This window comes from Rhodococcus coprophilus NBRC 100603 (assembly GCF_001895045.1).
Classification (GTDB): domain Bacteria; phylum Actinomycetota; class Actinomycetes; order Mycobacteriales; family Mycobacteriaceae; genus Rhodococcus; species Rhodococcus coprophilus.
In genome coordinates, this window is record NZ_BDAM01000010.1 from 144,143 (window position 1) to 170,741 (window position 26,599).

General features: G+C 68.1%; 7 protein-coding genes. 3 read left to right on the forward strand and 4 right to left on the reverse strand.

Features of this window, described 5'->3' with window-relative positions; all coding sequences use genetic code 11:
* The first annotated feature begins 109 nt into the window (after positions 1-109).
* Both RDCOP1_RS17285 and RDCOP1_RS17290 read left to right on the forward strand, forming a co-directional pair.
* Positions 110-1,195, forward strand: a complete 1,086-nt coding sequence (locus RDCOP1_RS17285; RefSeq protein WP_072703098.1) for an ABC transporter permease — start codon at positions 110-112, stop codon at positions 1,193-1,195.
* A complete protein-coding gene (locus tag RDCOP1_RS17290; RefSeq protein ID WP_072703101.1) occupies positions 1,192-1,899 on the forward strand; it encodes an ABC transporter ATP-binding protein in 708 nt (235 codons plus the stop codon). The genes RDCOP1_RS17285 and RDCOP1_RS17290 overlap by 4 nt, the downstream gene beginning before the upstream one ends.
* A 58-nt stretch (positions 1,900-1,957) precedes the next feature.
* On the opposite strand, the gene RDCOP1_RS17295 is transcribed toward RDCOP1_RS17290, so the two are convergent.
* On the reverse strand, positions 1,958-2,653 hold the full coding sequence (locus RDCOP1_RS17295; RefSeq protein ID WP_072703104.1) for a DUF8020 domain-containing protein: 696 nt from the start codon (positions 2,651-2,653) through the stop codon (positions 1,958-1,960).
* 425 nt (positions 2,654-3,078) lie between these two features.
* On the opposite strand from RDCOP1_RS17295, the gene RDCOP1_RS17300 reads away from it, so the two are divergent.
* A complete protein-coding gene (locus RDCOP1_RS17300; RefSeq protein ID WP_072703107.1) occupies positions 3,079-6,384 on the forward strand; it encodes a (Fe-S)-binding protein in 3,306 nt (1,101 codons plus the stop codon).
* A 106-nt stretch (positions 6,385-6,490) separates the two neighbouring features.
* Here the strand turns inward: RDCOP1_RS17300 and RDCOP1_RS17305 are convergent, their stop codons facing one another.
* The 3 genes from RDCOP1_RS17305 to RDCOP1_RS17315 form a co-directional block, all read right to left on the reverse strand.
* Positions 6,491-7,489 (reverse strand): alpha/beta hydrolase, encoded by a 999-nt coding sequence (locus tag RDCOP1_RS17305; RefSeq protein ID WP_084722678.1) that lies wholly within the window; start codon positions 7,487-7,489, stop codon positions 6,491-6,493.
* Positions 7,486-25,221 (reverse strand): non-ribosomal peptide synthase/polyketide synthase, encoded by a 17,736-nt coding sequence (locus RDCOP1_RS17310; RefSeq protein ID WP_111731628.1) that lies wholly within the window; start codon positions 25,219-25,221, stop codon positions 7,486-7,488. The genes RDCOP1_RS17305 and RDCOP1_RS17310 overlap by 4 nt, the downstream gene beginning before the upstream one ends.
* A 72-nt stretch (positions 25,222-25,293) precedes the next feature.
* Positions 25,294-26,466, reverse strand: a complete 1,173-nt coding sequence (locus tag RDCOP1_RS17315) for an alkane 1-monooxygenase (protein ID WP_072703113.1) — start codon at positions 26,464-26,466, stop codon at positions 25,294-25,296.
* Positions 26,467-26,599 lie beyond the last annotated feature (133 nt).

Consider the following 26,599-nt stretch of genomic DNA (forward strand, 5'->3'; position numbering starts at 1 on the left):
GGCGCGTCTCCTTCGGCCTGCAAAGTCCTCTCTCCTGCCCGATGTCCTTCCGCTCCCTCGCAGCAAGAGTGGAGAGCACACCGTTCCCGATCAGAAAGCAGCCCACGCCGTGTTCGTTGCCTGGAGAGACCTGAGATTCGCCAAGGGCAGATTCGCCCTGATGGGATCCGTCGTCGTATTGATCACCCTGCTGGTCGGATTGCTGTCCGGCCTCACCGCCGGTCTCGGCCGTCAGAACACCAGCGCGATCACAGCCCTGCCCGCCGACCACATCGCGTTCGATACCCCCGCGGACGGACAGGACCTGTCGTACGCCGAGTCGGTCGTCACCGAAAGCCAGTGGAGCCGCGTGGCCGCCACCGCGGGCGTGAGCAGCGCCGAGCCGGTGGGGATCTCCACCAACAAGGCGGCCGCCGGGGAGTCGAGCCTCACGGTGTCGACTTTCGGCGTCCGGCCCGGTTCGCCGCTCGTCCAGGGCGGCGCACCGGAGGGCGAGGACACCGCGGTGTTGACCGCGCCCGTCGCCGAAAGTCTCGGCGTAAGGCCGGGCGACGCGATCACGTTGGCAGGACATGATCTGACGGTCGGCGCAGTGCACGGCGACGAATCCTTCGGTCACCTTCCGGTGATCTGGATCGATCTCGGCACGTGGGGACAGATCGCGCCGCCCACCGGTACCGGCACGGAGCGGACCGCCACGTTCGTCGCGCTCCGCACCACTGCGGATTTCGACGCCACCGCCGCCGACCGTCTCGCGGGGACGACGACGGTCTCGAAGAGCGCGTCGCTGTCCGCCATCGGCTCCTACGCCTCGGAGAACGGCTCGCTCCAGTTGATGCGTGGATTCCTGTTCGCCATCTCCGCGCTCGTGATCGGCGCCTTCTTCACCGTGTGGACCATCCAGCGCAGCGGTGACATCGCCGTGCTCGAGGCATTGGGGGCCTCCACCGGCCGCCTCGTCCGAGATGCCCTCGGGCAAGCCCTCGTCGTGCTCACCGCTGGTACCGCCCTCGGCACTGCGCTGGCGGCCGCTGCCGGTGCGGCGTTGTCCGGGTCCGTTCCGTTCGCACTGACGCCGGCCACCCTCCTGATACCGGCGGCGGTGATGATCGTGCTGGGTTCCCTCGGCGCGGCGATCGCTGTTCGCCGTATCACCTCCGTCGACCCCCTCACCGCTCTGGGAAGTGCCCGATGAGTCTGATCCTGACCGATGTCTCCCTCACCTACGCCGACGGCGACGACCGTGTGCTCGCCCTGGACAACGTCACGCTCGATGTGCCCGCCGGCACCGTCACCGCAGTGGTCGGCCCGTCCGGCTCCGGTAAATCGAGTCTGCTCGCGGTGGCCGCCACCCTGATCGCTCCTGACTCCGGAACGGTCGTGATCGACGGCGTCGCCACATCCGGCCTGTCTCGCGCTCGTCTCGCGGAACTGCGGCGGCGCACGATCGGCATCGTCTTCCAGCAGTCGAACCTCGTACCGTCGCTCACGGCTGTCGAGCAACTGCAGGTGATGGCCTGGATCGACGGGCGCTCGACCCGCGAGGCGAGGTCCCGAGCGATGTCGTTGCTCGAATCGGTCGGCATGGCGGATCACGCCGACCGCCGACCGCATGCGTTGTCCGGTGGCCAGCGGCAGCGGGTCAACATCGCGCGCGCCCTGATGAACGAGCCGAATGTGCTTCTGGTCGACGAACCGACGAGCGCCCTCGATCAGGAGCGCGGCGAGGAGATCGTCGAACTGGTCACCCGGTTGTCCCGTGAGCGGCACACCGCCACAGTTCTCGTCACGCACGACCGCTCGCTCCTCGGTGCCGCCGACCGAGTCGCCGAAGTCCACGACGGACGGCTGTCGACCGTCCCCTCGCCACCGCCTCTCACGCCGTCTCTCCCACAATGACAGAAAACGGCCCCGCCACCGATGAGGGTGACGGGGCCGCTGCCCTGCGTGCAGAGTGCTACTTCGCCCACTCGCTGGTGCCGGGAGCCGCCAGAAGCGTCTCGACGACTGCGATACCGGCGATGACTGCTGTCGGACCGCCTGCGACGAAGGCTCCGATAGTGCCGCCGACGCCTGCACCGGCCGCGCACCCGAGGATCGTGCCGGCACCCGGAACGATGCTCCCGGGGATGGCTCCCACGACACACCCGATGATCGCGCCTGCGACGGTGCCGATCGCGGTCGCCATACCCAGCTGCGACACGAAGTTCTGCTGGGCCTTGAGGTTCTCGTCCGGCGACGCGACATCCGAGAGCTTGAGGCCGACAGGCGTGATCCCCATCGCGACCGTGTCTTCGGGCTCGACCGGATTGGCCTTGGCCGGGTCGAGGACCGGAGTAAGGGTCAGGGTCTTGCCGTCTTCGCTGATTTCGCGCTCGAACGGCAGCTGGAGATCTCCGAGCTGCACAGCGAGCGGCAGGCTGATGACCGCACGGCCGTCGTTGTCCTGGAGTTCGACACTCTCCCCGTCTCCGGAGATCTTGAACGAGCCGGTGTCGATGACGGTCACGACCGACTCGCCCTCCGGACGAACCTCGTAGTTGATCTTGTCTTCAGCCGACGGAGCGGCCGGAGCTGCGTAGGAAGTACCGGCCGCGACCCCCATTGCGGCGGCAGTCATCGTCGCAACGACGGCAAGCTTCTTGAGCCTCATTTGTGTCCATTCTGTGACATGGCGCACACCCCTTAGGGACGCCCCCATTTTCCCTGTTCGCGTGGCATGCACAGACCCCCCGACGGTGAACCAATTGCCCGGATGCCACGTCCGGACCGAATCATAACCGACATCACATTCACATTCGTGATGCGAGTTTTTGCATACCGTCACGATTCGGCATCGGACCGCGACCCCGCACGAGACTCCGGACCGGAGCCAGTTAGGGCAGCCTGGCTGGATGAGGCGAAAGGTTTAACCATTAACGTGGCCGGGCACACACATCCCCGCTGCACGAACCCAGTTACCGGCTAGTAACATATTCGCGACTCCGCCTAAGTTACCAGCCAGTAACTTATCCTGCGTTACGATGCGGTGGCTTATACCAGGCGGCTCGGTGCTGCCCCCGACACGAAAGGCCACGTATGAATGCCCTGACGATCACGTTGGGCACGATCGGCGTGCTGCTCAGCCTCGTGTGTTGGTTCGCGTTCATCAGCGGTGCGTGGACGATGGTCAAGACCATCCGAGTGGGTCAGCCGGCCCCGGATCGGTGGCGGCCCTTCTTCCCGCGCTTCAAGCAGATGCTCGTCGAATTCATCGCGCACACGAAGATGACCAAGTTCCGTACCGTCGGCTGGGCGCACTGGCTGGTGATGGTCGGATTCCTGCTCGGTGCGATCGTCTGGTTCGAGGCCTACGGCCAGACCTTCGACCCGACCTTCCACTGGCCCATCATCGGCAACACAGCCGTCTACCACTTCATCGACGAGATTCTGGGCATCGGCACCGTGGTCGGCATCCTCACGCTGATCGTCATCCGCCAGCTCAACCACCCGCGTCAGCCCGGCCGGTTGTCGCGGTTCAGCGGCTCCAACTTCAAGGCCGCGTACTTCGTCGAGGCCGTCGTCCTCCTCGAGGGCCTCGGCATGATCCTCGTGAAGGCCGGCAAGATCGCCACCTACGGCGGAGGTCACCTCTCCACCGACTTCTTCACGATGCAGGTCGCGCGAATCCTCCCCGCGAGCCCCGAACTCGTGGCGGTGTTCGCATTCGTCAAGTTGATGTCCGGCATGGTGTGGCTCTACATCGTCGGCCGCAACATCACATGGGGTGTCGCGTGGCACCGCTTCTCGGCGTTCTTCAACATCTACTTCAAGCGTGAAGACGACGGTGGCGTCGCGCTCGGCGCAGCGAAGCCGATGATGTCCAAGGGCAAGCCCGTCGACATGGAAGATGCCGACCCCGACACCGATACGTTCGGCGCCGGAAACATCGAGGACTTCTCCTGGAAGGGCTGGCTCGACTTCACGACGTGCACCGAATGCGGTCGCTGCCAGTCGCAGTGCCCTGCCTGGAACACCGGTAAGCCCCTGTCGCCCAAGCTGCTCATCACGTCGCTGCGCGACCATGGCAACGCCAAGGCCCCGTACCTGCTGGCCGGTGGCCGCAAGGACATCGGCGGAGACGAGATCGGTCTCGTCGACTCGGAGGGCAATGCCGACGAGGCCGCGCTCGCCAAGATTCCGGCGGCGGCTCGCAGCGAAGCCGAGCGCAAGCTCGTCGGTGACACCGAGGCAATGGTCGACGCCGGCGAACTCGCGCCGGTCATCGACACCGAAACCCTGTGGAGCTGCACCAACTGTGGTGCGTGCGTCGAGCAGTGCCCGGTCGATATCGAGCACGTCGACCACATCATCGACATGCGCCGCTACCAGGTGCTCATCGAGTCGGACTTCCCGTCCGAGCTCGCGGGCCTGTTCAAGAACCTCGAGAACAAGGGCAACCCCTGGGGCCAGAACGCCAAGGACCGTCTCAACTGGATCAACGAGATGGAATTCGACATCCCGGTCTTCGGCCAGGATGCGGACAGCTTCGAGGGGTACGACTACCTGTTCTGGGTCGGCTGCGCCGGTGCCTACGAGGACCGTGCGAAGAAGACCACGAAGGCCGTCGCCGAGTTGCTGGCGACCGCAGGCGTGAAGTTCATGGTGCTCGGTGCCGACGAGACCTGCAGCGGTGACTCGGCTCGCCGCGCGGGCAACGAGTTCCTGTTCCAGCAGCTGGCCCAGCAGAACATCGAGACCCTCAACGGAGTCTTCGACGGCGTCGAGCAGAGCAAGCGCAAGATCGTCGTCACCTGTGCGCACTGCTTCAACACCCTCAACAACGAGTACCCGCAGGTGGGCGGCTCCTACGAGGTGGTTCACCACACGCAGCTGCTCAACCGGCTGGTCCGTGCGAAGAAGCTCGTGCAGGTCGCGCCCGTCAGCCAGGACGTCACCTACCACGACCCGTGCTTCCTCGGACGCCACAACAAGGTGTACAACGCACCGCGTGAGCTGATGGAAGCGTCGGGCGCGAAGCTCGTCGAGATGCCGCGTCACGGCGAACGTTCCATGTGCTGTGGTGCCGGTGGTGCCCGCATGTGGATGGAAGAGCGCATCGGTAAGCGCATCAACATCGATCGCGTCGACGAGGCACTCACCACCAACCCCGCCAAGATCGCGACGGGTTGCCCGTTCTGCCGCGTCATGCTCACCGACGGTGTCACCGCACGTCAGGAAGAGGGCAAGGGCGAGGGCGTCGAGGTCGTCGACGTCGCGCAGCTCATGCTCGAGTCGATCTCGCGCGTCGAGGCCGCGAAGCTCAGCGACAACCTCAAGGTCGTCCGGCAGCCGAAGACTGCGGCCGAGGCCGAAGAGACCGCCGAAGAGGTCGAGAAGGAGCGCGTCGAGGAGGTCGAGGCGGCAGCCGCGGCACCTGCGGCTCCGAAGACCACCGGTGCTCCGAAGGCCGGCGGTCTGCAGATGAAGGGCGGTCTGAAGGGCCCGGGCGCCAAGAAGACGGCGGCCCCCGCAGCAGCGGCACCGGCGGCCGAGGAACCGGCACCCGAAGCATCCGCGGCGCCGAAGGCCAAGCCGGGCGGACTTCAGATGAAGGGCGGCCTCAAGGGCCCCGGCGCCAAGAAGACGGCGGCCCCCGCAGCCTCCTCGAAGGCCGACGCCCCGGCAGCCGATGCTCCCGCAGCGGAGACATCCTCCGCGGATACGCCCGCGGTCCCGAAGGCGAAGCCGGGCGGACTCCAGATGAAGGGCGGCCTCAAGGGCCCCGGCGCCAAGAAGACGGCGGCCCCCGCGGCGGCCAAGGCGCCGGACTCGGGGACAGAGGCTCCGGCCGAGCAGGCACCCGAGGCACAGGCGCCTGCGTCGGACGCTTCGGCCACCACGGCCGTCCCGAAGGCCAAGCCGGGCGGACTGCAACTCAAGACAGGTCTGAAGGGACCGGGCGCCAAGAAGACAGCGGCACCCGCGGCTCCGAAGGAACCCGCCACGGAAGCACCCGCCACGGAAGCACCGGCCGCTGAGGTACCAGCGACCGAGGCACCGGCCGAGGAGCCGAAGGAGGCGTCGATCCCGAAGGCGAAGCCGGGTGGGCTCCAGCTCAAGAGCGGTCTGAAGGGACCGGGCGCCAAGAAGACGGCGACCCCCGCGGCTCCGAAGGCTTCCGAGCCTGTCGCCGACGAAGCTGCTCCCGAGGCCGACGCTGCGCCGGAACCGGAAGCCGTGCCCGCACAGGACGCTGCGTCCGAACAGGAAGCCCCGGCTACCACCGCAGCCTCCGAATCGGCCGAGCCGAAGGCTCCGGCAGCGGATATCCCGCCGCCGCCGAAGGCGAAGCCGGGCGGCCTGCAGATCAAGGGTGGCATCCGGCCCCCCGGCCGCAAGTAGGCACCACCGCAACACGAGCCGAGGCTCGCAACACCGGGAAGTACACGGTGTTGCGAGCCTCGGCTCTTTGCGTGGGTCGGCACCGCCGGGCGACGCAGCGCGCGTCCTACGAGCCCAGGAGTGACGCCTCGATCTGCGGCCACGACCGCTTCAGTTCGTCCTCCCAGTATCCCCAGGAGTGGGTGCCCTCTTCCCGGAAGTGGACGGTCGCCGGGATGTCGAGTTCGGCCAGCCGTTCGGCAAGACGCTGAGTGCACACGTTCGTCGCAGCTTCGATGACCCCGCCCACCAGAACCTGTTCGTGCAGTTCCGGTGCCTGGGCCGACCGTGGCAGCATCGGATTCTCGTACGGGCCCGGCAGTCCGCTCCCGTTCGAAACGTAGAGGGAGATGCCCCTGAGCCGTTCGGCATTGACGGTGGGGTCGTGGCGGCGCCACTCCTCGTCGTCGTACGGTCCCCACATGTTCCTCGCGTCCGTCTCACCCATCACTTCGACGACGGTGCGGAGGAACGCCTGACCCATCGGGTCGCTGGTCTGGGCGCAGCCACTGTAGGAGGCGACGCCCCTGTACAGTCCGGGCGCCTGGATGGCGAGATCGAGAACGGACGTGCCCGCCATCGACAACCCCGCGATCGCGTTGACGCCTGTCGTGCCGAGCGCGCGGTCGACTATCGGAGGCAGTTCGCGGGTCAGGAAGGTCTGCCACTTGGCGCGGCCCACCACCGGATCCTCCCGAATCCAGTCGGTGTAGTAGGTGAACATCCCTTCCGCCGGGATCAGGACGTTCACGTTCTTGTCGGCGAGGAAGTCGAGGATCTTCGTCTGATTCAGCCAGTTCGCGCCGTCTTCGCCGCCACCGGCACCGTTGAGCAGGTACAGCGTGGGGCGGGGCACGCTGGTGTCGGCCGGACGGATCAACTGGAGCGGAATCTCCCGTCCCATCGCCTGCGAGTACACATGCATGTCCCAGCGAGCTCCGTCGACCTGCTGGATCCGGATCTCCCCGCTCCCGGGCGTCGAAGCCCCGGCATGTGTTCCGGGAACGGTGAGGGCAAAAGCCATGACGGCACAGGTCATGCCGCGTTTGAGACGGTGTGTTTTCATCGTGCGAACTGGCCCTGTCGGTCGTCGTCGGATGGAGATGCGAAGACAGTACGTAGCACCGGGCCGACGACCGCAAGTGCCTCGGGCGAAGTCATGCGCCAGTGCGTGACCGGCACTGAACGCTCACGGACCTGCCCGCTGACGGCGTCGGCCCATCCGGTGGCACCACCGCGCCCGTCCTCGCCGGCGGAGAAGTACAGAAGGTCACCGTCGAACCGGGAAGGCCGGTGCCGCGCCGCCGACGCCGCATTGTGTTCCGCGGCCGCCCTCAATTTCCGGACGAGCCGGTCGGTGTCGTGGACCGTATTGCCGGTCAGGTCGGCGACGACGCGCACGAGGTCGTCGACGGTGCCCGGTTCATTGCCGTCCGTCTCCAAACCGAACCCGGCGAGCAGATCACCCATCGGCACCATCTCGTCGATGCCGCCGGTCGCGGTGCCGAACTCGGTATCGGCGAAACTGTCGAGCATCACCAGCGACGCCACGGTGTCGCCGGCGGCCTGCAACTGCACAGCCATTTCCTGGGCGATCACACCGCCCATCGACCAGCCGAGAAGCCGGTAGGGGCCGCGCCCCTGGACGCGCCGGATCTCGTCGACGTACCTGGCTGCGAGGTCCTCGAGGCTGTCGGGGAGATCGTCGAGCGGAGTCTGCAGTCCGTACACCGGCAGCGACGGGTCGAGATGCGGTACGAGCGCGGTATAGCACCACGACAATCCCACGATCGGGTGGACGCAGAACAACGGCGTGAGGTCTCCCTGTTCCCGAAGCGGCTGCAACACCGCGAATTCCGGTCCCGGGGTGTCACCCCGATCGATCTGCAGCGACAGCGCCTCCACAGTCGAGTGGGAGAACAGCCACTGCAACGGGACAGCAACACCGAGCGCGTCCCGGATCCGCGCGACGAATCGTGTCGCGACCAGCGACGTCCCACCAAGCGCGAAGAAGTCGTCGTCGAGCCCGACTTGCCCGATCCCGAGGATCGAGGAGAATGCTTCCGCGACAGCATTTTCCGTATCGGTCGACGGAGCACGGAAGTCGTGCGCGCGGATCTCCGGTTGCGGCAGCGCCTTCCGGTCGAGCTTGCCGTTCGGAGTCGTGGGCATCGCTTCCAGCACGACGAACTGTGACGGAACCATGTACGAGGGCAGGGACTTACCCATCTCCGCGCGCAATTGCTGCACATCCGGCTCACCGGCGGGGACGACGTAACCGACGAGTTGATCGGGCCACGCCACCACAGCGCCGGCGGCTACCCGCCCGTTCGCGCGCAGCACCGACTCGATTTCTCCGAGTTCGATGCGCTGTCCCCGCAACTTGACCTGGAGGTCGTTGCGGCCGACGAACTCGAGTTCACCCCGGCGATTGCGCCGCACGAGATCACCCGTTCGGTACAAGCGCGTTCCGGGGGCGTCGAACGGGTTCGCCACGAACCGTCCGGCCGTGAGAGCGGCCCGCCCCGCGTATCCGCGGGCCAGCTGCGCACCCGACAGATAGAGTTCGCCGACCACGCCCACGGGCACCGGGTGCAGGCGGGTGTCGAGCACCCACGCGCCGGTGTTCCATACCGGCGTACCGATGGGAACTGCCGTCCCGCCGTCGACGGAGCTGCCGGGGTGGTGGGTGGCCTGCATCGCGGTTTCGGTGGGCCCGTACAAGTTGTGCACGTCGCAGCCGAACCGGGTTCGCACGCGCTGCGCGGTCGTGCCGGAGAGCGCCTCCCCACCGGTGAACACCAGCCGCAGCGACGATGCCGGAGCCTCCGCCACATCGAGGACCGCGTCCAGGACGGTCGGCACGAACTGCGCCACCGTGACCTCGAAGTCCACCAGAGCGCGCGCCAGATACTCGGGATCGCGATGTCCGTCCGGTGCGGCGACCGCCAGTCGCGCCCCCGTGTGCAACGGCCAGAACAACTCCCACACCGACGCGTCGAAGGTGAGCGGTGTCTTGAGCAGCACCGTGTCGCCGCCGTCCGCGAGGAATTCCTCCTGTAGCCAGCTCAACTGGTTCACCACCGCCGCGTGCGACACCGTGACCCCCTTGGGCCGGCCTGTCGATCCCGACGTGAACAGGACGTACGCCGCGTTGTCCGCGCGCAGCGGCGCGCGTCGTTCGTGGTCTCCGATCGGTGCATCCGAGACGCCGGACAGGTCGACGACGCCGAGATCCACGACCGTGCGGTCGCCGTACGCGTCGCGGTGAACCGACGACAACACGAGCACCGGGTCTGCGGTGTCGAGCACATAGGAGGTCCGCTCGGCCGGCTGCCCGGGATCGAGCGGGACGTAGGCACCACCGGCAGCAACCACCGCGTGTACGGCGACCACTGCGTCGATCGAGCGTTCCATCACGACCGCGACGTTCGCGTCCGGCCCGACCCCTAGCGAAACAAGGTGCCGTGCAAGCCGGTTCACGCGCGACGCGAACTCGGCGTAGCTGTACGACACCGTGCCGTCCGTTACCGCGACGGCGTCCGGGGATCGCTCTGCCTGGGCGTCGAGTCTCTCCGGGAGTGTGCCGAACCCACCATGGGTGCGCACGGTCGGCAGGCCGAGTGCCCGCAGCACCGAATGCTCGTCGGGTGCGAGCCAGTCCAGATCGCCGACCGGTGTAGCGGGAGCGTGCACCACCGCGTCGAGAATCCGGACCACACGATCGGCGATGGCGACGACCGTGGCATCGTCGAACAGGTCCGTGGCGTACGTCCACGTCATGGAGATGCCCGAGGGTTCCCCCGTCTCGGAGAACGATTCGTGCGCGGTGATCTGGAGGTCGAACATCGCTCGGTCGAGGGGAGGATCGACCGGCTCGATCCCGACATCGCCCAGCCGGAACTCGCCGGCCGGCATGTTCTGCAGGGTCAGCATGACCTGGAACAGCGGATTGCGTGCCTGCGATCGCGGGGGCGCCAGTACTTCGACCAGCCGCTCGAACGGCACCTCGGCGTGCGCGAAGGCGCGCAGATCGACCTCCCGGACGGATCGGAGCAGGTCGGTGAACGTACTGCCGGCGTCGACCGCCGTGCGGAGCACCAGGGTGTTGACGAACATGCCGACGAGGTCGTCGAGAGCGGCGTCGCCGCGACCGGCGACCGGCGTGCCCAGTGCGATGTCGGACGAGCCGCTGAGCCGCGAGAGCGCCACCGCCGTCGCACTGTGCAGCACCATGAACAGCGTCGCCCGGTGGGCTCCGGCCATCGTGAGCAGACCGGCGTGGAGCGTCCCGTCGAGCGTCACCGCGTGCGACGCGCCTCGATGCGACACAACCTGGGGTCGCGGCCGGTCCCAGGGCAGTTCGAGTTGATCCGGCAGGGATGCCAGAGTCTCGGTCCAGAAGTCGATCTGCTCGGCCATGACGCTGCCGGGGTCGTCCTCGGACCCGAGGACCGTCCGTTGCCACAACGAGTAGTCCGCGTACTGCAACGGCAGCGGTGCCCATCCGGGTGGGTTGCCTCGGACTCGAGACGCATACGCTGTCATCACGTCCCGAGTGAGCGGACCCATCGAGAAACCGTCGGCGGCGATGTGGTGGACCACGAAGACGAGAACGAAATCTTCCGGGGCGGGCCGGTACAACCGCACTCGTACCGGCACCTCCGCGGTCACGTCGAATCCTGCCGAGACGAACTCGGCGACCACGGCGAGCACGTCGTCCGCACCGACCGGTACGGGTGTCAGGTCCGCCACCACCGCCGAGGATGCCAGCACCTGCTGGATGCCCTCGCCGTCGACCTCGGGATACACCGTCCGCAGCACCTCGTGCCGGGCCAGCACGTCCTCCACCGCTGCCTGCAATGCGGTGGTGTCGAGGCGGCCCGACACGCGAAGCACCGCCGGGATGTTGTAGGTGGCGGAATCGGGATCGAACCGGTTGAGGAACCACAACCGCTGCTGTGCGAGCGACAGGGGAATTCGCGCGGGTCTCTCACGGGCGGTGAGGGCCGGCCGGGCACCGGCACCGGCGGTCGATGCCACGGCGGCCGCGAGGGCCACCACGGTGGGTGCCTCGAAGACGGCGCGCACCGGCACGGTCGTGTCGAGGGCCGACCCGAGGCGCGCGGCCAATTGCGTCGCAATGAGGGAGTTTCCTCCGAGCGCGAAGAAGTCGTCGTCGAGACCGACCCGGTCGATGCCGAGCAACTCGGCGTACACGCCGGCGACGGTCTGCTGGACGGGATTCTCCGGAGCGCGGAAGGCCCGCGCTTCGAAACCGGGCACGGGCAGTGCTTTTCGGTCGAGTTTGCCGTTCGCGGTGATCGGCAGTGCATCCAGGACAAGGATCTGCGCGGGCACCATGTAGGACGGCAGTTCGGCGCCGATCCGGTCCCGCAGCGTCCGGGGATCGGCAGTGGTGCCGGCGGTGGGGACGACATAGCCGACGAGCCGATCGCCGGTGTGGGCGTCGGTGTGCACCACGACGACGGCCTGGGCCACCGAGTCTGTACTGGTGAGGACGGCTTCGATCTCATCGAGTTCGATGCGCAACCCGCGCAGCTGCACCTGGGCGTCGCGACGACCCACGAAGCGGATTTCCCCGGTCGCAGTGCGACGCACCAGATCTCCGGTCCGGTACATGAGACCGCCGGTGTAGGGGCAGGCGACGAACCGGGCTGCGGTCAGCTCCGGACGGCGGTGATAACCGCGGGCGAGACCGGCACCGGACAGATACAGCTCACCGACGACACCGTCGGGCACGGGGTGGAGCCGGTCGTCGAGGATCACCGCGCCCGAACCGTGGATGGGCACACCGATGGTGATGTCGTCGCCGGGGCTCATGGGTCCGGCCTCGGTGATGATGATGGTGGTTTCGGTGGGTCCGTAGCTGTTGAAGAATCGGCACACCGGCCCGAACTTTGCGACGAGTTCCGGCGGGCACACATCCCCGCCGACCATGACGGCTTCGAGATCGGGGAGATCTGTGGGGGTGACGGTGCCGAGCGCGGCGGGGGCGGTGAGCACGTGCGTGACCCGTTCGCGCCGTAGCAGATCGGCCAGCTCGGCGCCTCCCACGACCTCCGGCGCCGCGACGACCATGGTGGCGCCGGCGGAGAACGCGGCGATCTGCTCGAACACCGACGCGTCGAAGCTCGACGACGAGAATCGGAGCACCCGCGACTTCGTGCTCACACCGAGTTCGGGGCGGTGCTCCGCGGTGAAGGCGGTGAGGCCGCGGTGCGTGACGACGACGCCCTTCGGGGTGCCGGTCGAACCGGACGTGTAGATCATGTACGCGGCCGACTGCGCCACCGGTGACCGATCGTGTGCGATCGGCGCATCGGAATATCCGCCGGCGTCGTCGACACGGACCCACGGGATGTCGGCGGAGGGGCCGTCACCGTGCGCGAGCCCGAGCCGCACACCGGAATCCGACAACAGGTAGGCGATTCTCGCTGCCGGTAGCCCGGGGTCGACCGGTACGAATGCGGCGCCGGTCTTGGCCACCGCCCAGAGCGCGACGATTCCGTCGACGCATCGCGGGAACGACAGCGCCACGAACGTTTCCGTCCTCGCTCCGAGGTCGGCGAGTTTGCGTGCGAGCCGGTTGGATGCACGATCCAGTTCGGTGTACGTCAGGTGACGGGTGCCGTCGGTGACGGCGACACCGTCCGGGTTCGCAGCGACACCGGCCGCGAGGATCTCCGGCAACGTGAATGCGGGCATGTCTGCGGGCACGGCATGTTCGAGTGCGGAACGGGCCTCGTCCTCGGTCGACAGCGACACGTCGCCGACCGGTCCGGCCGGGTTCGCGGTCACCGCGTCGAGTACTCGCACCCAGCGCTGCGTGAACGATTCCGCGGTCCCGGCATCGAAGAGGTCGGTCGCGTATGTGAGCGACGCGGCGAGGGCACCGCCGTCGTCGTCCCGAACCGTGAATTCGAGGTCCACCTTGGCGACATCGACGCCGGGCTCGACGGGTTCGATACGGAGGCCGGGGAGTTCGAGGACACCGGTCCCCTGGTTCTGCAGCGACAGCGACACCTGGAACAGCGGTGCATGGCTCTGAGAGCGAACGGGCCCGACGGCGTCCACGACCTGCTCGAACGGCACGTCGGCATGCCCGAAGGCGGCGAGGTCGGTGTCGCGGGTCCGCTCGAGTACCTGTCCGAAACCGTCGGTCGGGTCGAAGCGGGTGCGGAGCACGAGGGTGTTGACGAACATGCCGACGACGTCGTCGAGCGCGGCGTCTCCGCGGCCCGCGACGGGAGTGCCGACGCAGACGTCGTCGGTGTTGCCGAGTCGTGCGAGCAGCACCGACAGTGCCGCATGAAGCGCCATGAAGCGCGTGGCGCCGTGCGAGCGCGCGAGTTCGTCGAGGGCACGCACGGTGCCGGCACCGATACGGAAGTCGACGCGGGCACCCCTCTGCGAGGCGACGGCAGGACGCGACCGGTCGGCGGGCAGGTCGAGCACCGCAGGGACGTCGGCGAGTGCCTCGGTCCAGTACGCGAGCTGACATGCCGCGAGCGACCCGGGGTCGCCGGGATCCCCGAGTACGCCGCGCTGCCAGAGCGCGAAGTCGGCATACTGCACCGCGAGCGGCACCCACGACGGGGAATCGCCTGCGAGCCGGGCGCCGTAGGCGACGAAGATGTCACGGGCCAGCGGCACGGTGGATGCACCGTCCGCGGCGATGTGGTGGACGACGACCACGAGCACGTGGTCCTCGTCGGCGATCCGCAGCAGCGCACCTCTGATCGGGGTATCGGTGGTGAGATCGAATCCGCGCGAGACCAACGCGAGCATCTCGTCACCGAGTGTGTCGGCGGTGACCGGGCGCGGGCTCAGGTCCACGGCGGCGTCGTCGCGGATCACCTGCGCCGGGCCGTCGGCGTCGGCGTCGGCGTCGGGGAAGACGGTGCGCAGGACCTCGTGCCGCTGCACCACATCGTGCGCGGCGGCGCACAGGGCGTCGTGGTCGAGACGGCCCCGCAGTCGCACCGCGACCGGAATGTTGTAAGCCGGCGAGGTTGGGTCGAAACGGTTGATCAGCCACATCCGCTGCTGAGCGGGTGAGAGCGGGAGGTGGTCGGGCCGGGGTCCGGAGACCAGCGGCGGCCGCTGCTCCGACGCGCTGTCCCCGACCACCGCGGCCAGGGACGCCACCGTCGGGTTCTCGAACACCGCACGCACCCCCGCCGAGGCGTCCAGTCGTGCGACGACCCGGGTCGCGGACAGGGAATTCCCGCCGAGTGCGAAGAAGTCGTCGTGCGCGCCGACCCGTTCGAGGCCGAGGACGTCCGCGAACGCGCCCGCGACCCGGCGTTCGGCCTCGGTGCGCGGTGCGACGAATTCGGCGGCTGTGAAGACGGGTTCGGGAAGCGCCCTCAGATCGACCTTGCCCGCCCCCGTGAGGGGAAGGGCATCGACGACGGTGATCGCCGCGGGCACCATGTAGTCGGGGAGCGTCCGCGCGGCATGTGCGGCCACGTCGGCGGCATCGACGACGAGTCCGGGCGCAGCCACGACATACGCCACCACGGCGCCGCTCTCGTCGTGCGGCACGCTCACCACGGCCTCGACGGACGGATGAGCGGACAACACTGCGTCGATCTCGGACAGTTCGATGCGATGACCCCGCACCTTCACTTGGAAATCATTGCGTCCCAAAAAGTCCAATGTGCCGCCGGCGTTCTTCCGAACGCGGTCGCCGGTTCGGTACACCACTCCCCCGGAAATCGGGTCTGCGACGAAGCGTGAAGCCGTCAGTGCGGGGCGCGCGTGGTATCCACGGGCGAGTCCGGCACCGGATACGTACAACTCTCCCGGCACGCCCGTCGGGACTGGTTGCAGCCGGTCGTCGAGAACCAGCACCGACGTGCCGATGACAGCGCGGCCGATGCGGACCGGCTCCCCCGGCACCATCGGACCGAAATGAGTTGCCATGATGGTGGATTCGGTCGGACCGTACGCGTTGAACATTGCGCGTCCGGGCGCCCACCGGGCCACGAGCGACGGTTCGCACGCTTCACCGCCGACGACGACCACCCGAACGTGCGGCAGCGTCTCGGGGTCGACTGTCGCCAGTGCCGCGGGGGTGAGGAAAAGGTGTGTCACGCCGGTGTCGGCGAGCACCGTCTCGAGTTCGGTGCCGCCGTAGATTCCGGTTGGCACGAGCACGAGCGTCGCTCTTCCACCGACCGCCATCAGCAGTTCTAGCAGCGACGCGTCGAAGCTGGGTGACGCGAACGCCGCGACGCGGTCACCGGGCCGCACGCCATAGTGGCGTTGTTGCTCGGCGACGAACGCTGCGAGGCCGCGGTGGGTGACGACCACGCCTTTCGGCACGCCCGTGGAACCGGACGTGTAGATCAGGTAGGCGGGTTGGTCTAGGTGGGGTACACGCGCGGGGACGGGCAGGTCGTCATCGGTCTGCGCGGTGGCGTCGAGCCACCGCACGTCGTCGGGCAGGGCGTTGCGGTGTGCGTCGGTCGTGAGCCCGAGCCGTGCGCCCGAGTCGGTGAGCATGTGCTCGATGCGAGCCGCCGGATAGGTCGGGTCGACGGGCAGGAAGGCGGCGCCTGTTCGGGCGACCGCCCAGACGGCGAGTACCGATTCCACCGAGCGCTCCACCGCGACGGCGACAACCGTCTCCGGGCCTGCACCGGCCTCGATCAGCATGTGTGCGAGCGCCGCCGAGCGGCGGTCGAGTTCCCCGTAGGTGACGACGCGCGTCCCGGAGACGAGCGCGGGCACCTCGGAATCGGTGACAGCGGCGGCGAGTAGCTGCGGGAGGGTCCGTGCGTCGACGAATTCAGGGCGGCGCAGCAGTTCGTCGTGCTCGTCGTGCGAGAGCAGGTCCAGGGTGCCGATGGAGGCATCCGGATCTGCCACAGCCGACTCCAGCACGCGCACGAAACGATCGGCCAGCATTGCGGCAGTGGATTCTTCGAACAAGTCCCGGGCAAAGGTCAGCGTGACGGTCGCGTGCCGCTCGTGCTCGGTGACCGCGAATTCGAGATCGAACTTGGCGATTCCGAAATCTACGGGCAGCACCTCGATCTCGAGTTCGGGCAACGTCACCGAGCGGGGCTGCGGCACGTCCAGGGCGAGCACCGTCTGGAACAGGGGCTGGTGCGAGGTCGAGCGGGTCGTGGCGAGCGCTTCGGCGAGTTGCTCGAACGGCAGGTCGGCGTGGGAGTACGCGGCAAGGTCGTTGTCGCGCACCACGGTCAGGGCCGCGGCGAACGAGAGCGAGGCATCGAAGCGGGTGCGCAACGGGAGCGTGTTGACGAACATGCCCACCACGTCGTCGAGCGCTCGGTGCCCGCGACCGGCGACGGGGGTGCCGACCGTGACGTCATAGGTTCCGCTCGTGCGGGCGAGGAGGACGGCGAGGGCGGTGTGCAGCACCATGAACAGCGATGCCTCGTGCGCCCGTGCGAGTTCGGTGCACGCGGTGTAGACCGCCGTGGGCACGTCGACGGTGACGGTGCCGCCGCGGAACGACGGGACCGACGGTCGCCGGCGGTCGGTGGGCAGATCCAGCAAATCGGGCGCTCCGGCCAGGGTTTCGCGCCAGAATGCCAGTTGAGCAGCCGCGACCGATTCGGGGTCGTCGATGCCCCCGAGAAGCCCGTGCTGCCACAGGGCGTAGTCGGCGTACCCGACCGGCAACGGCTCCCACGCCGGTGCGGCGCCTGCGCTACGTGCACCGTAGGCGGCGACCAGATCGCGGGCGAGTGCCTGCATCGACCAACCGTCGATCGCGATGTGATGCACGACCAGCGCGACGACGTGTCGGTCGGCGTCTTCGCGGACGACGTTCAGCGCGAGGGGGATCTCGCGGGTGACGTCGAAGCCGCGGCCGACCACCTCGACCAGCCACTCGTCAAGCGTCCCGGTGAGGTCCTCGACGGTCAGGGTGAGTGCGTCGACCGCGCTCGCGACAGGCAGGATCTCCTGCCGGGGACCGTCGCCGTCGTCCGGGTAGCGGGTGCGCAGCGTCTCGTGCCGGCCGACGATGTCGGTGACGGCATTGCGCAGCGCGTCGACGTCGAGCGTGCCGGTCAGGCGTAGCGCGACCGCCACGTTGTAGGCACCCGACGCCGGGTCGAAGCGGTTGACGAACCACATGCGCGCCTGCGCCGGTGAGAGAGGGATGCGCTCAGGGCGCGGTCCCGCGACGAGCGCCGGACCCACCTGCCGATCCTGCTGTCCGTCGATGAGAGCGGACAGCCCGGACACCGTGGCGTTGTCGAACAGATCCCGGATCTGCAGCCGGGTACCGAAGGTGTCGTCGAGCCGGGCGAGCAGCCGGGTCGCAGTCAGCGAGTTGCCGCCGAGATCGAAGAAGTTCGCCGTCGCGCCGGGTCGATCACGTCCGAGCACGTCGGCCACGATCGTCGACACTGTCTTCTCGGTCGCGGTCGCCGGAGCGACGTACTCGATGCCGGAGCCGAATTCCGGCGCGGGAAGGGATTTGCGGTCGAGCTTGCCGTTGGCCGTGAGCGGTAGCGCGTCGAGCACCATCACGACGGTGGGAACCATGTGCCGCGGAAGGCGGGTGGCGGCGTGGCGGAGGACGGCCTCGCTGTCGAGTGTCCCCACGACGTAGGCGACCAGGTGTTCCCCGGCGACGGTGTCGCGATGCAGTACGACGACGGCCTGCGTTACGTCGTCGTGTTCGAGGAGTGCGGATTCGATCTCTCCGAGTTCGATGCGCTGGCCCCGGAGCTTGACCTGGAAGTCACTGCGGCCCACGTACTCGAGGACGCCGTCGACGCGCCACCGCACCACGTCGCCGGTGCGGTACAGGCGTGCTCCCCCGGAGGGATCGGCGACGAAACGTGCGGCTGTCAGGCCGGGGGCCGCGTGGTAGCCACGGGCAAGCTGCACTCCCCCGAGATACAACTCGCCCTCGACACCCACCGGGACCGGCCGGAGTCGCGAATCCAGCACGCGCACAGTGGTGTTCCAGACCGGTGTTCCGATGGGCACCGGGTTCTCGCCCGGGACGGTCTCGTGTGCGGTCACGTCGACCGCGGCCTCGGTGGGTCCGTACAGGTTGTGCAGGGGCGCGCCGAGAGCGTCGGCGAAACGCGCGACAGTCGTGGCCGGCAGTGCCTCACCGCTGGTGAACACCTGACGCACGCTGCCGCATCGCGTCAGGTCGGCTCCGGTGAGGAACACGTCGAGCATCGACGGTACGAAATGCAGCGTGGTGATCCGGTATTCGTCGATCACCCGGGAGAGGTAGCGCGGATCGCGGTGCCCGTCCGGGCTCGCGAGCACCACCGAAGCACCGGTGAGCAACGGCCAGAACAGCTCCCACACCGACACGTCGAATGTCGCGGGGGTCTTCTGCAGCACCACATCGTCTCCGGTAAGCGGATACGTGTCCTGCATCCAGAGCAGACGGTTGACGATGCTGCGGTGTGAGATCGCGACGCCCTTGGGCCTTCCGGTGGAACCGGAGGTGAACAGCACGTACGCCAGGTCGTCGGGACGGAGCGGCGCGCGGCGGTCGCGGTCGGTGATTGGCGCGCCGGAGAGCCCGGACACGTCGGGGAGAGCGTGGAGAACCCGTACCGGGGCCGCTGTCTCCAGCACGTGCGCGGTGCGCGCGGCGGGCTGGTCGGGATCGATCGGCACGTAGGCCGCGCCGGCGGTGACGACGGCGTGGATGGCGATGAGCTGGTCCAGCGAGCGCGGCATCGCGACACCCACGAGATCACCGGGGCCGATACCGTCGGCGACCAGTGCGCGCGCGACGCGATTGACCCCCGGCGCAAATTCGGCATAGCGCAGTGTGGAACCGCCGTCGACGAGTACGGCCTCCGCGTCGGGAGTGCGCCGAGCCTGTCGCGTAAGGAGATCCGCGAGGGTCGACATGGGGAGTGCGCGGACCGCGCCGCGTTCGAATCCGGCGACGGTGTCGCGCTCGCCGGGCAGGAAGACATCGACGTCACCGATCCGCGTCTCCGGGGAGGTCGCCACGGTGTCGAGCACTCCGACGAGCCGCTGCGTCAACCGGTCCACCGTGGCGGAATCGAACAGATCGGTCCGGTAACGCACGCTCAGCCGCAGTTGCGGTTCGAGGATCGCCATCACGGTGAGCGGGTAGTGCGTGGCGTCGCGGGCGTCGATCCCGGTGACTCGCATACCCGCGAAGTCGGTGGTCTCGTCGAACCCGGCGCGGTCGACGGGGTAGGACTCGAACACGGTCAGGGTGTCGAACAGTGTTCCGGCACCTACGGCGTGCTGGATACGGCCGAGACCCACGTGGTGATGGTCGAGCATCGACACCTGGGTGTCCTGCACACTGCGCAGTAGATCGGCGACGGTGTCCTCGGGTTGCAACCGCACCCGCACCGGAACGGTGTTGATGAACAGACCCAGCATGTTCTCCACGCCGGGCAATTCGGCGGGTCGTCCGGAGACAGTCGCGCCGAAGACCACGTCCGAGCGCGAGAGCAGCCGTCCGAGGACGAGCGACCACGCGACCTGCACCATGGTGTTGACCGTGACGCCGGTGTCGCGGGCTCGTGCGGTGAGCGCGGTGAGCAGTGGTGCGGTCAGTTCGACGCCGATCTCGCCGGGGTTGTCTTCGAAGCTGTCCCCGGCGTTCGGGGCGACGAGTGTGGGCTCGGTGACACCTTCGAGCAACCCGGCCCAGGCCTGCAGCGAACGGTGCTCGTCCTGCGCATGCCACCACCGGAGGTAGTCGCGGTACGGCACCGGGTCGGGCAGGGCGTCCCGGGAAAGGTAGTGGGTGAGCACTTCTCGTACCAGAAGCGGCATCGACCAGCCGTCGAGAACGAGATGGTGGTTGGTGAGCACGAGTGTCGCCCGGTCGTGCCCGGTGCGCACGAGCACCGCCCGCAGCAAAGGTGGCCGAGCAGGGTCGAACGGTGCTGCGCGTTCGGCGTCGAGCACGGCCGAGCGCTCATCGGCGTGTACCTCGCGCCACGGCACCTCGACGCGATCGAGGACGATCTGCACCGGGTCACCGGTCTCGTCGTGGACGAACGCGGTGCGCAGGTTGGCGTGTCGTGCGACGACCGCGTCCACGGCAGCGCGCAATCGATCGCTGTCCACGGCCCCGGCCAGTTCGAGGCTCAGTTGCGCAACGTAGACGTCGAGTGAGCCTGCGGCGAGCCGGGTGTGGAACAGCAGGCCCGCCTGGAGTGGAGGAAGCGGCCAGATGTCGTGGACGCCGGGGTACTGCGATTCCCACTGCTCGATCTGCCGCTGACGAACCACGACGAGCGGAACGTCGGACGGTGTGAGCCCGCCCGCGTCGGCGTGCCCGACGTGCGTGGCGAGGCCGGTGAGGGCGTCGAGCCACAGTTCGGCGAATTCCTCGACGCGCTCGGCCGAGACCACGCGCGGCACATACGCGAACGTTGCGGTCAGGTGCGGCCCGTCTGCGCCGTCGACCACCATCGCGTTGATGTCGATCGCTGATGCGGCAGCGAGTGCAGACGTGCGGTTGGGGTCGAGATCGACGTCGTCGGGCACCCAGCCGATGTCGCGGATCTCGTCGGGAATGTGACCGGAGGTGAGCCGGCCGAGGTAGTTGAACGACAGTTGCGCTCCGGGCAATTGCGCCAGCACGCGGCCGGATTCGTGGTCCAGGTGCCGCAATACGCCGTAGCCGACACCGTGGTTCGGTACGGCGGCGAGTTGTTCCTTCACTGCCTTGATCGCGGCTCCCACGTCGGACCCGCCGGGCGGTGTGTCGTGGAGGTCGCCGGAGACGGAGAGGCGCACCGGGTAAGCGCTCGTGAACCATCCGACGGTACGGGCGAGATCGGCGGGACCGATCGCGTCGGGATCGCGGCCGTGCCCTTCGAGGGTCAGCAGCAGCGAATCGCCGGCATCGCCGTCCCAGCGGGCGGCGGCAAGTGCGAGCGCGGTGAGCAACCCGTCGGCAGTGCCGCTCCGGTAGAGCGCGGGCAGCCTGGTCAGGACGGCCTCGGTGACCACGGGGTCGATCTCGACCCGGACCCGGCGAGTCGTGGCGAGGGTATCGAGTGCCGGGTCGAGAGGTGCGACGCCGCGCAGCGGGCGTACTCCTGCGAGAGTGCGTTGCCAGTATCCGAGTTCGCCGGCGAACGCACCGTCGCGCGTCGCGTCGTGCAGTGCGTGCGCCCAGCGACGGAACGAGGTCCCCACCTCAGGCAGCGCGGGCTCCCGGGCGGCCACGACCTGCATCCACGCCTGAGCGAGATCGGGTAGCAGCACCCGCCAGGACACTCCGTCGACAACGAGGTGGTGTGCGACGAGCAGGAGTTTGCCCTTCGCGTCCGGGGCTTCGACATCGAACCACACGGCCGCGAGCATCACCCCGGCCCGGGGATCCAAAGCCGCTGCGGCACTGTCGCACCGAGATGTGATCAGATCGTCGATGTCTTCGACGCGGGCGACCGGGACGCGCGTGACGAGAGTGTCGGGGTCGACGGCGTCGGCCGCGACTTCCCAGGTCTCGTCCCGCAGTGCCGAACGCAGCATGTCGTGGCGAGCGAGAAGGGCGCCGAGCGCAGCGGACAGCTGACGGGCGGTGAGATCGGCGGGCGTGGTGACGAGCACGGCCTGGGCGAACGTGGAAAAGTCTCCGCGCCCGAGCATCTCGTGCACGATGGGGGTCAACGGGATCTCGCCGGTGCCACCGCCGGGCAGTTCCGTCATGACCGGGGTCGCGGCCACGCTCGTGGCAACGCGAGCGAGGGCAGCAATCGTCCTGTGCTCGAAGATCTGTCGTGCCGTCAGGTGCAGACCGATGTCCTTGGCGCGCGCGGCGAACTGCATCGCCACGATGCTGTCCGCGCCGAGAGCGAACAACGAATCGTCGACACCGACCAGCTCGACGTCGAGCAGCCCGACCGCGAGTTCGGCGAGGGCGATCTCGGATTCGGTTTCGGGAGCGCGGAATTCGGCCGAGGCGAAGCGCGGCGCAGGCAGCGCGGCGCGGTCGAGCTTGCCCGCGGGTGTCACCGGGATGTGATCGAGCTCCATCATCGCGGCGGGCACCATGTGCGACGGGAGCATCCGGCCGACGCCGTCGAGGAGTGCGGCGGCGTCGAACCGGTGACCCGGTTCCATCCGCACGTAGGAGATCGGCACGCTCGAACTGCCGGTGTCGTGGACGACCGACGCCGCGTAGTCGACGCCGGTCTGCTCGAGCAGCGCCGCGTCGATTTCCCCGAGTTCGATGCGGAATCCGCGGATTTTCACCTGGAAGTCGGATCGGCCCAGGAACTCGAGTTGGTGGTCGGCGGTCCAGCGCACGTCGTCGCCGGTGCGGTAGAGCCGGCCTCCGGGCTCGAAGGGGTTGGCGACGAACCGGTCCGCCGTCTGTCCGGGCCGACGGTGGTAACCGCGCGCCAGCGCGGGTCCGCCGATGTACAACTCCCCCACGAAGCCCACGGGCACCGGCCGCAACCTGCGGTCGAGGACGACCGCGACGACGCCGTCGAGTGGCCGGCCGATCGTGACCGGGTCGCCCGGTTCCAGCGGCGTCCCGGCGGTGACGACGATCGTCGTCTCGGTCGGACCGTAACTGTTGGTGAACCGGCTGACGACACCGAAACGCTCGACGAGGTCGGGGGTGCAGACGTCTCCACCCACCACGACTGCCTCCAGGGCGTCGAGCCCGGCGGGATCGACCGTGGTCAGTACCGTCGGTGCCGAAACGATGTGGGTGACACGGCGGCTGCGCAACAGTAGGGCGAGGTCGTCGCCACCGAGGATGTCCGGTGGGGCGATCACCATCGCCGCGCCCGCGCTGAAGGCCTGCAGCATCTCGAAGATCGACGCATCGAAACTCGCCGACGAGAAGCGCAGCATCCTCGACGACGGGGTGAGGCCCAGTTCGGGGCGTGCATCCGCTTCGAACGTGGCGAGCCCGGCGTGGGTGACCACCACACCTTTCGGGGTGCCGGTCGAACCGGACGTGTAGATCATGTACGCGGGGTGCTCCGGCCGGGCCTTCACGACCGGCGGGGACTCCACGGCCGGGTGCTCGTCGTCGACGGCGAGCAGGCGCGGACCGGCGGGCAGGCCGGCCATCCGGTCGCGCGTGGTGACGGCGAGACGCGCCCCGGAGTCGCGGATCATGTAGGCGAGACGCTCGGCGGGCAACGCCGGGTCGATCGGCACGAACGCCGCGCCGCTCTTGGCAACCGCCCACAGCGCGATCAGCGCTTCGGCGCTGCGTTCCATGCTGAGCACGACGAAGGTCTCCGGTGCGGCGCCGGCGTCGGCGAGCACCCGGGCGAACCGATCGGATCGTTCGTCGAGGTCCCGGTAGGTCAGGGTCCGGTCCCCGTCGAGGACGGCGACACCGTCGCGGTTGCGGCGTACCCCTTCGGCGAGCAGGTCGGGCAGCAACCGGACGGGCCGCGCCGGACGGCCGCGGAACGGGACGAGGGTGTCGCGTTCGTCGTCGTGCAGCACGTCGATCGTGCCCACCATTCCGTCGCACCGGACGAAATCGGCGAGGAACTCGGTGAATCGGCTGTGGTGCGAGCGCAATTCGTCGGGGGAGTACAGATTCGGGTTGGCTTCGAGGTCGAGGCGGGCCGGCCGGCCGGGTTCGCTGGGATAGATGTTGAGCGAGAGGTCTTCGACGGGTCCGGTGCTGAGTACGTGCAGTCGACCCACGAGATCACCGAGCCGGATCTCGGTCCCGAACATCATGATGTTGACGGCGGGCCCGAAGAATCCGCGATCGGCGCCGCCACGGCCGGTGTCGCGTCGCATGTCTTCGTGCCGGTAGCGCTGGTGGCGCAATGCTCCGGTCAGTTCGACCTGCACGCGGGTCGTCAGGTCCCGGGTGGTGTCCTCGGGGTCGACCGCCACGCGGATCGGCACGACGTTGGAGACCATGCCACCGGAGCGGCGCAGTTTGACGGTCGTGCGCGCCGATACCGGCAGGCTGAGCACGACGTCGGACTCGCCGGTGACCCGCGCGAGGAATGCGGCGAACGCCGCGACGACCAGGCTTGCGAAGGTGGCCTGCTCGTCGCGCGCGACGACACGTTCGACGGATGCGGACACGTCGTCCGGCAGCGGCGCGCCGTACCGGACGGGATGCGGACCGACGGGCGCCGCTCGGCCGGAGAGCCCGATGGGATGCGGCAGGTCGTGGACCCGATCGGCCCAGTACGCGCGGTCGCTCTCGAACCTGCTCGATTCCCGGTAGCGGTTCTCGTCTTCGACGATCTCGTGGAGCGCGTTGACGGCGAACGGTGCGGGTTCGCGGCCTTCCTTCGCTGCGTTGTACCGCTCGGCGGTGCGGTTGGCGAAGGTGGTCGCACCGAATCCGTCCAGCGCGACGTGGTGGATTCGGGTGTAGACGAAATAGCGCGCGTCGGCGATGCGCAGGATCGCGCACACGATGAGCCGGTCCTCGAGCATGTCCAGCGGGGTCCGGTACTCGGCGTGCATCCACGCGAGGGCAGCGGCTTCCGGATCGGGGCGATCGCGCAGGTCGAGGACGGTGGCCCGATCGTTGAGATCGGGATCGATCACCTGGTAGGGCTGTCCGTCGTGCTCGAACAAACGGAGCATCGCGGTGCCGAGTTCGCGACCCGTGGCCGCTCCGGCATCGGCGAACGCCTCGACGTCGAGGTCCCCGTGGACGTCGATGTACTGGGCAATGGTGAGCGGGATGTCGCCGAGCAGATGCTGGGCGAACCAGATCCCGCGCTGCGCCGACGAGAGCGGGAAACCCGACCGGGGCTCGTCGTCGGTGAGCACAGGTCCACGCGCATACTGCTGTTCCACTCGGCTCCCCGACGCTGGTGAAAAGATTCCGGAACGTTATTCGGACAAGATTGTTCCGTAATATAGCGTCAGTCAGTCGGAGAATCTCGCAAGAAGCAGATCCCGTTTCGGGGGATGGATGTTGATTCGCGACAGATCCCGGCCGTAGTGCTCCAGCAGTCGCTGATCCATTACCCGTCGCCACAGCGGCGGAAACAGCGAAAGGATGATCAGCACCGCGTATCCGGCCGGGAGCTGAGGAGCATCCGGCATCGACCGCAGGGTCTGGTAGCGCCGCAGCGGGTTCGCGTGATGGTCACTGTGGCGCTGAAGGTTGTAGAGGAAGACGTTCGAACAGACGTGGTTGCTGTTCCAGCTGTGTTCGGGTGCCACCCGCTCGTACCCGCCGCCGGGACGGTTCCTGCGCAGGAGCCCGTAGTGCTCGATGTAGTTCGCGCCTTCGAGGAACATGATCGCCAGGCCAGCCTGCACGACCAGCCAAGGCGCGATCGACCAGCCGAACAGTGCGATCACCGCCGCGTACAGCGCTACGCTCATCAACCACGCGCCGAGTACGTTGTTGTGCCGCACATTCCACCACGACAGTCCGCGGCGACCGAGCCTCGCCTTTTCGTATCGCACCGCCGACCGGAGGCTGCCGAACACCGAACGCGGCAGGAACCGCCAGTAGCCTTCACCGAATCGCGCGGTCGCCGGGTCGTCCGGTGTCGCGACCCTGATGTGGTGCCCGTGATTGTGCTCGACGTAGAAGTGGCCGTAGAACGATTGTGCGAGCGCCACTTTCGCGAGAGTGCGCTCGATCGATGTGCGCTTGTGCCCGAGTTCGTGCGCAGCGTTGATTCCCACTCCGCCGACGATGCCGAGGGTCGCGGCGAGCGCGAAACGCTCGGCGCCGCCCATCGGCTGCGACACCCACAGCCAGCACCCGAACACGAACCCGGCATACTGCAACGGCAGGTAGAGGTAGGTGCAGTACCGGTAGTACCGGTCGTTCTCGAGTGGCTTCATCACCTCGTCGGGCGGGTTGCTCGTATCGAGCCTCGCGACGGCGTCGATCAGCGGGCAGACCACCGCGATGATGATCGCGCCGGTCGCCCAGAAGACACCGAGACCGAATTGCTGCACCAGCACGTAGGCGAGAAACGGACTCAGCGGCATCGCCAGGCCGTACAACCAGAGGTAGCGCTTCGGATCCCGCCATCGCACACCCGAGCCTGCGTGCCCGCTGTCGCCCCCCACGCTCATTCCACCTCACATCGGTTCCCGTCCCCCGACGGTTCATACGACTGCACATCGACCACAACGCGGGTCGCTGGATCGGATACACAGTATCCATGGGGGTCTCTCGCCGGGACGACCCGGATGCGAACCGGCCGCA

Bases quoted from the DNA above. Each gene is read 5' to 3' on its own strand.
- RDCOP1_RS17305 (WP_084722678.1), bottom strand. From the start codon at position 7,489: ATGAAAACACACCGTCTCAAACGCGGCATGACCTGTGCCGTCATGGCT.
- RDCOP1_RS17295 (WP_072703104.1), bottom strand. From the start codon at position 2,653: ATGAGGCTCAAGAAGCTTGCCGTCGTTGCGACGATGACTGCCGCCGCA.
- RDCOP1_RS17315 (WP_072703113.1), bottom strand. From the start codon at position 26,466: ATGAGCGTGGGGGGCGACAGCGGGCACGCAGGCTCGGGTGTGCGATGG.
- RDCOP1_RS17300 (WP_072703107.1), top strand. From the start codon at position 3,079: ATGAATGCCCTGACGATCACGTTGGGCACGATCGGCGTGCTGCTCAGC.
- RDCOP1_RS17290 (WP_072703101.1), top strand. From the start codon at position 1,192: ATGAGTCTGATCCTGACCGATGTCTCCCTCACCTACGCCGACGGCGAC.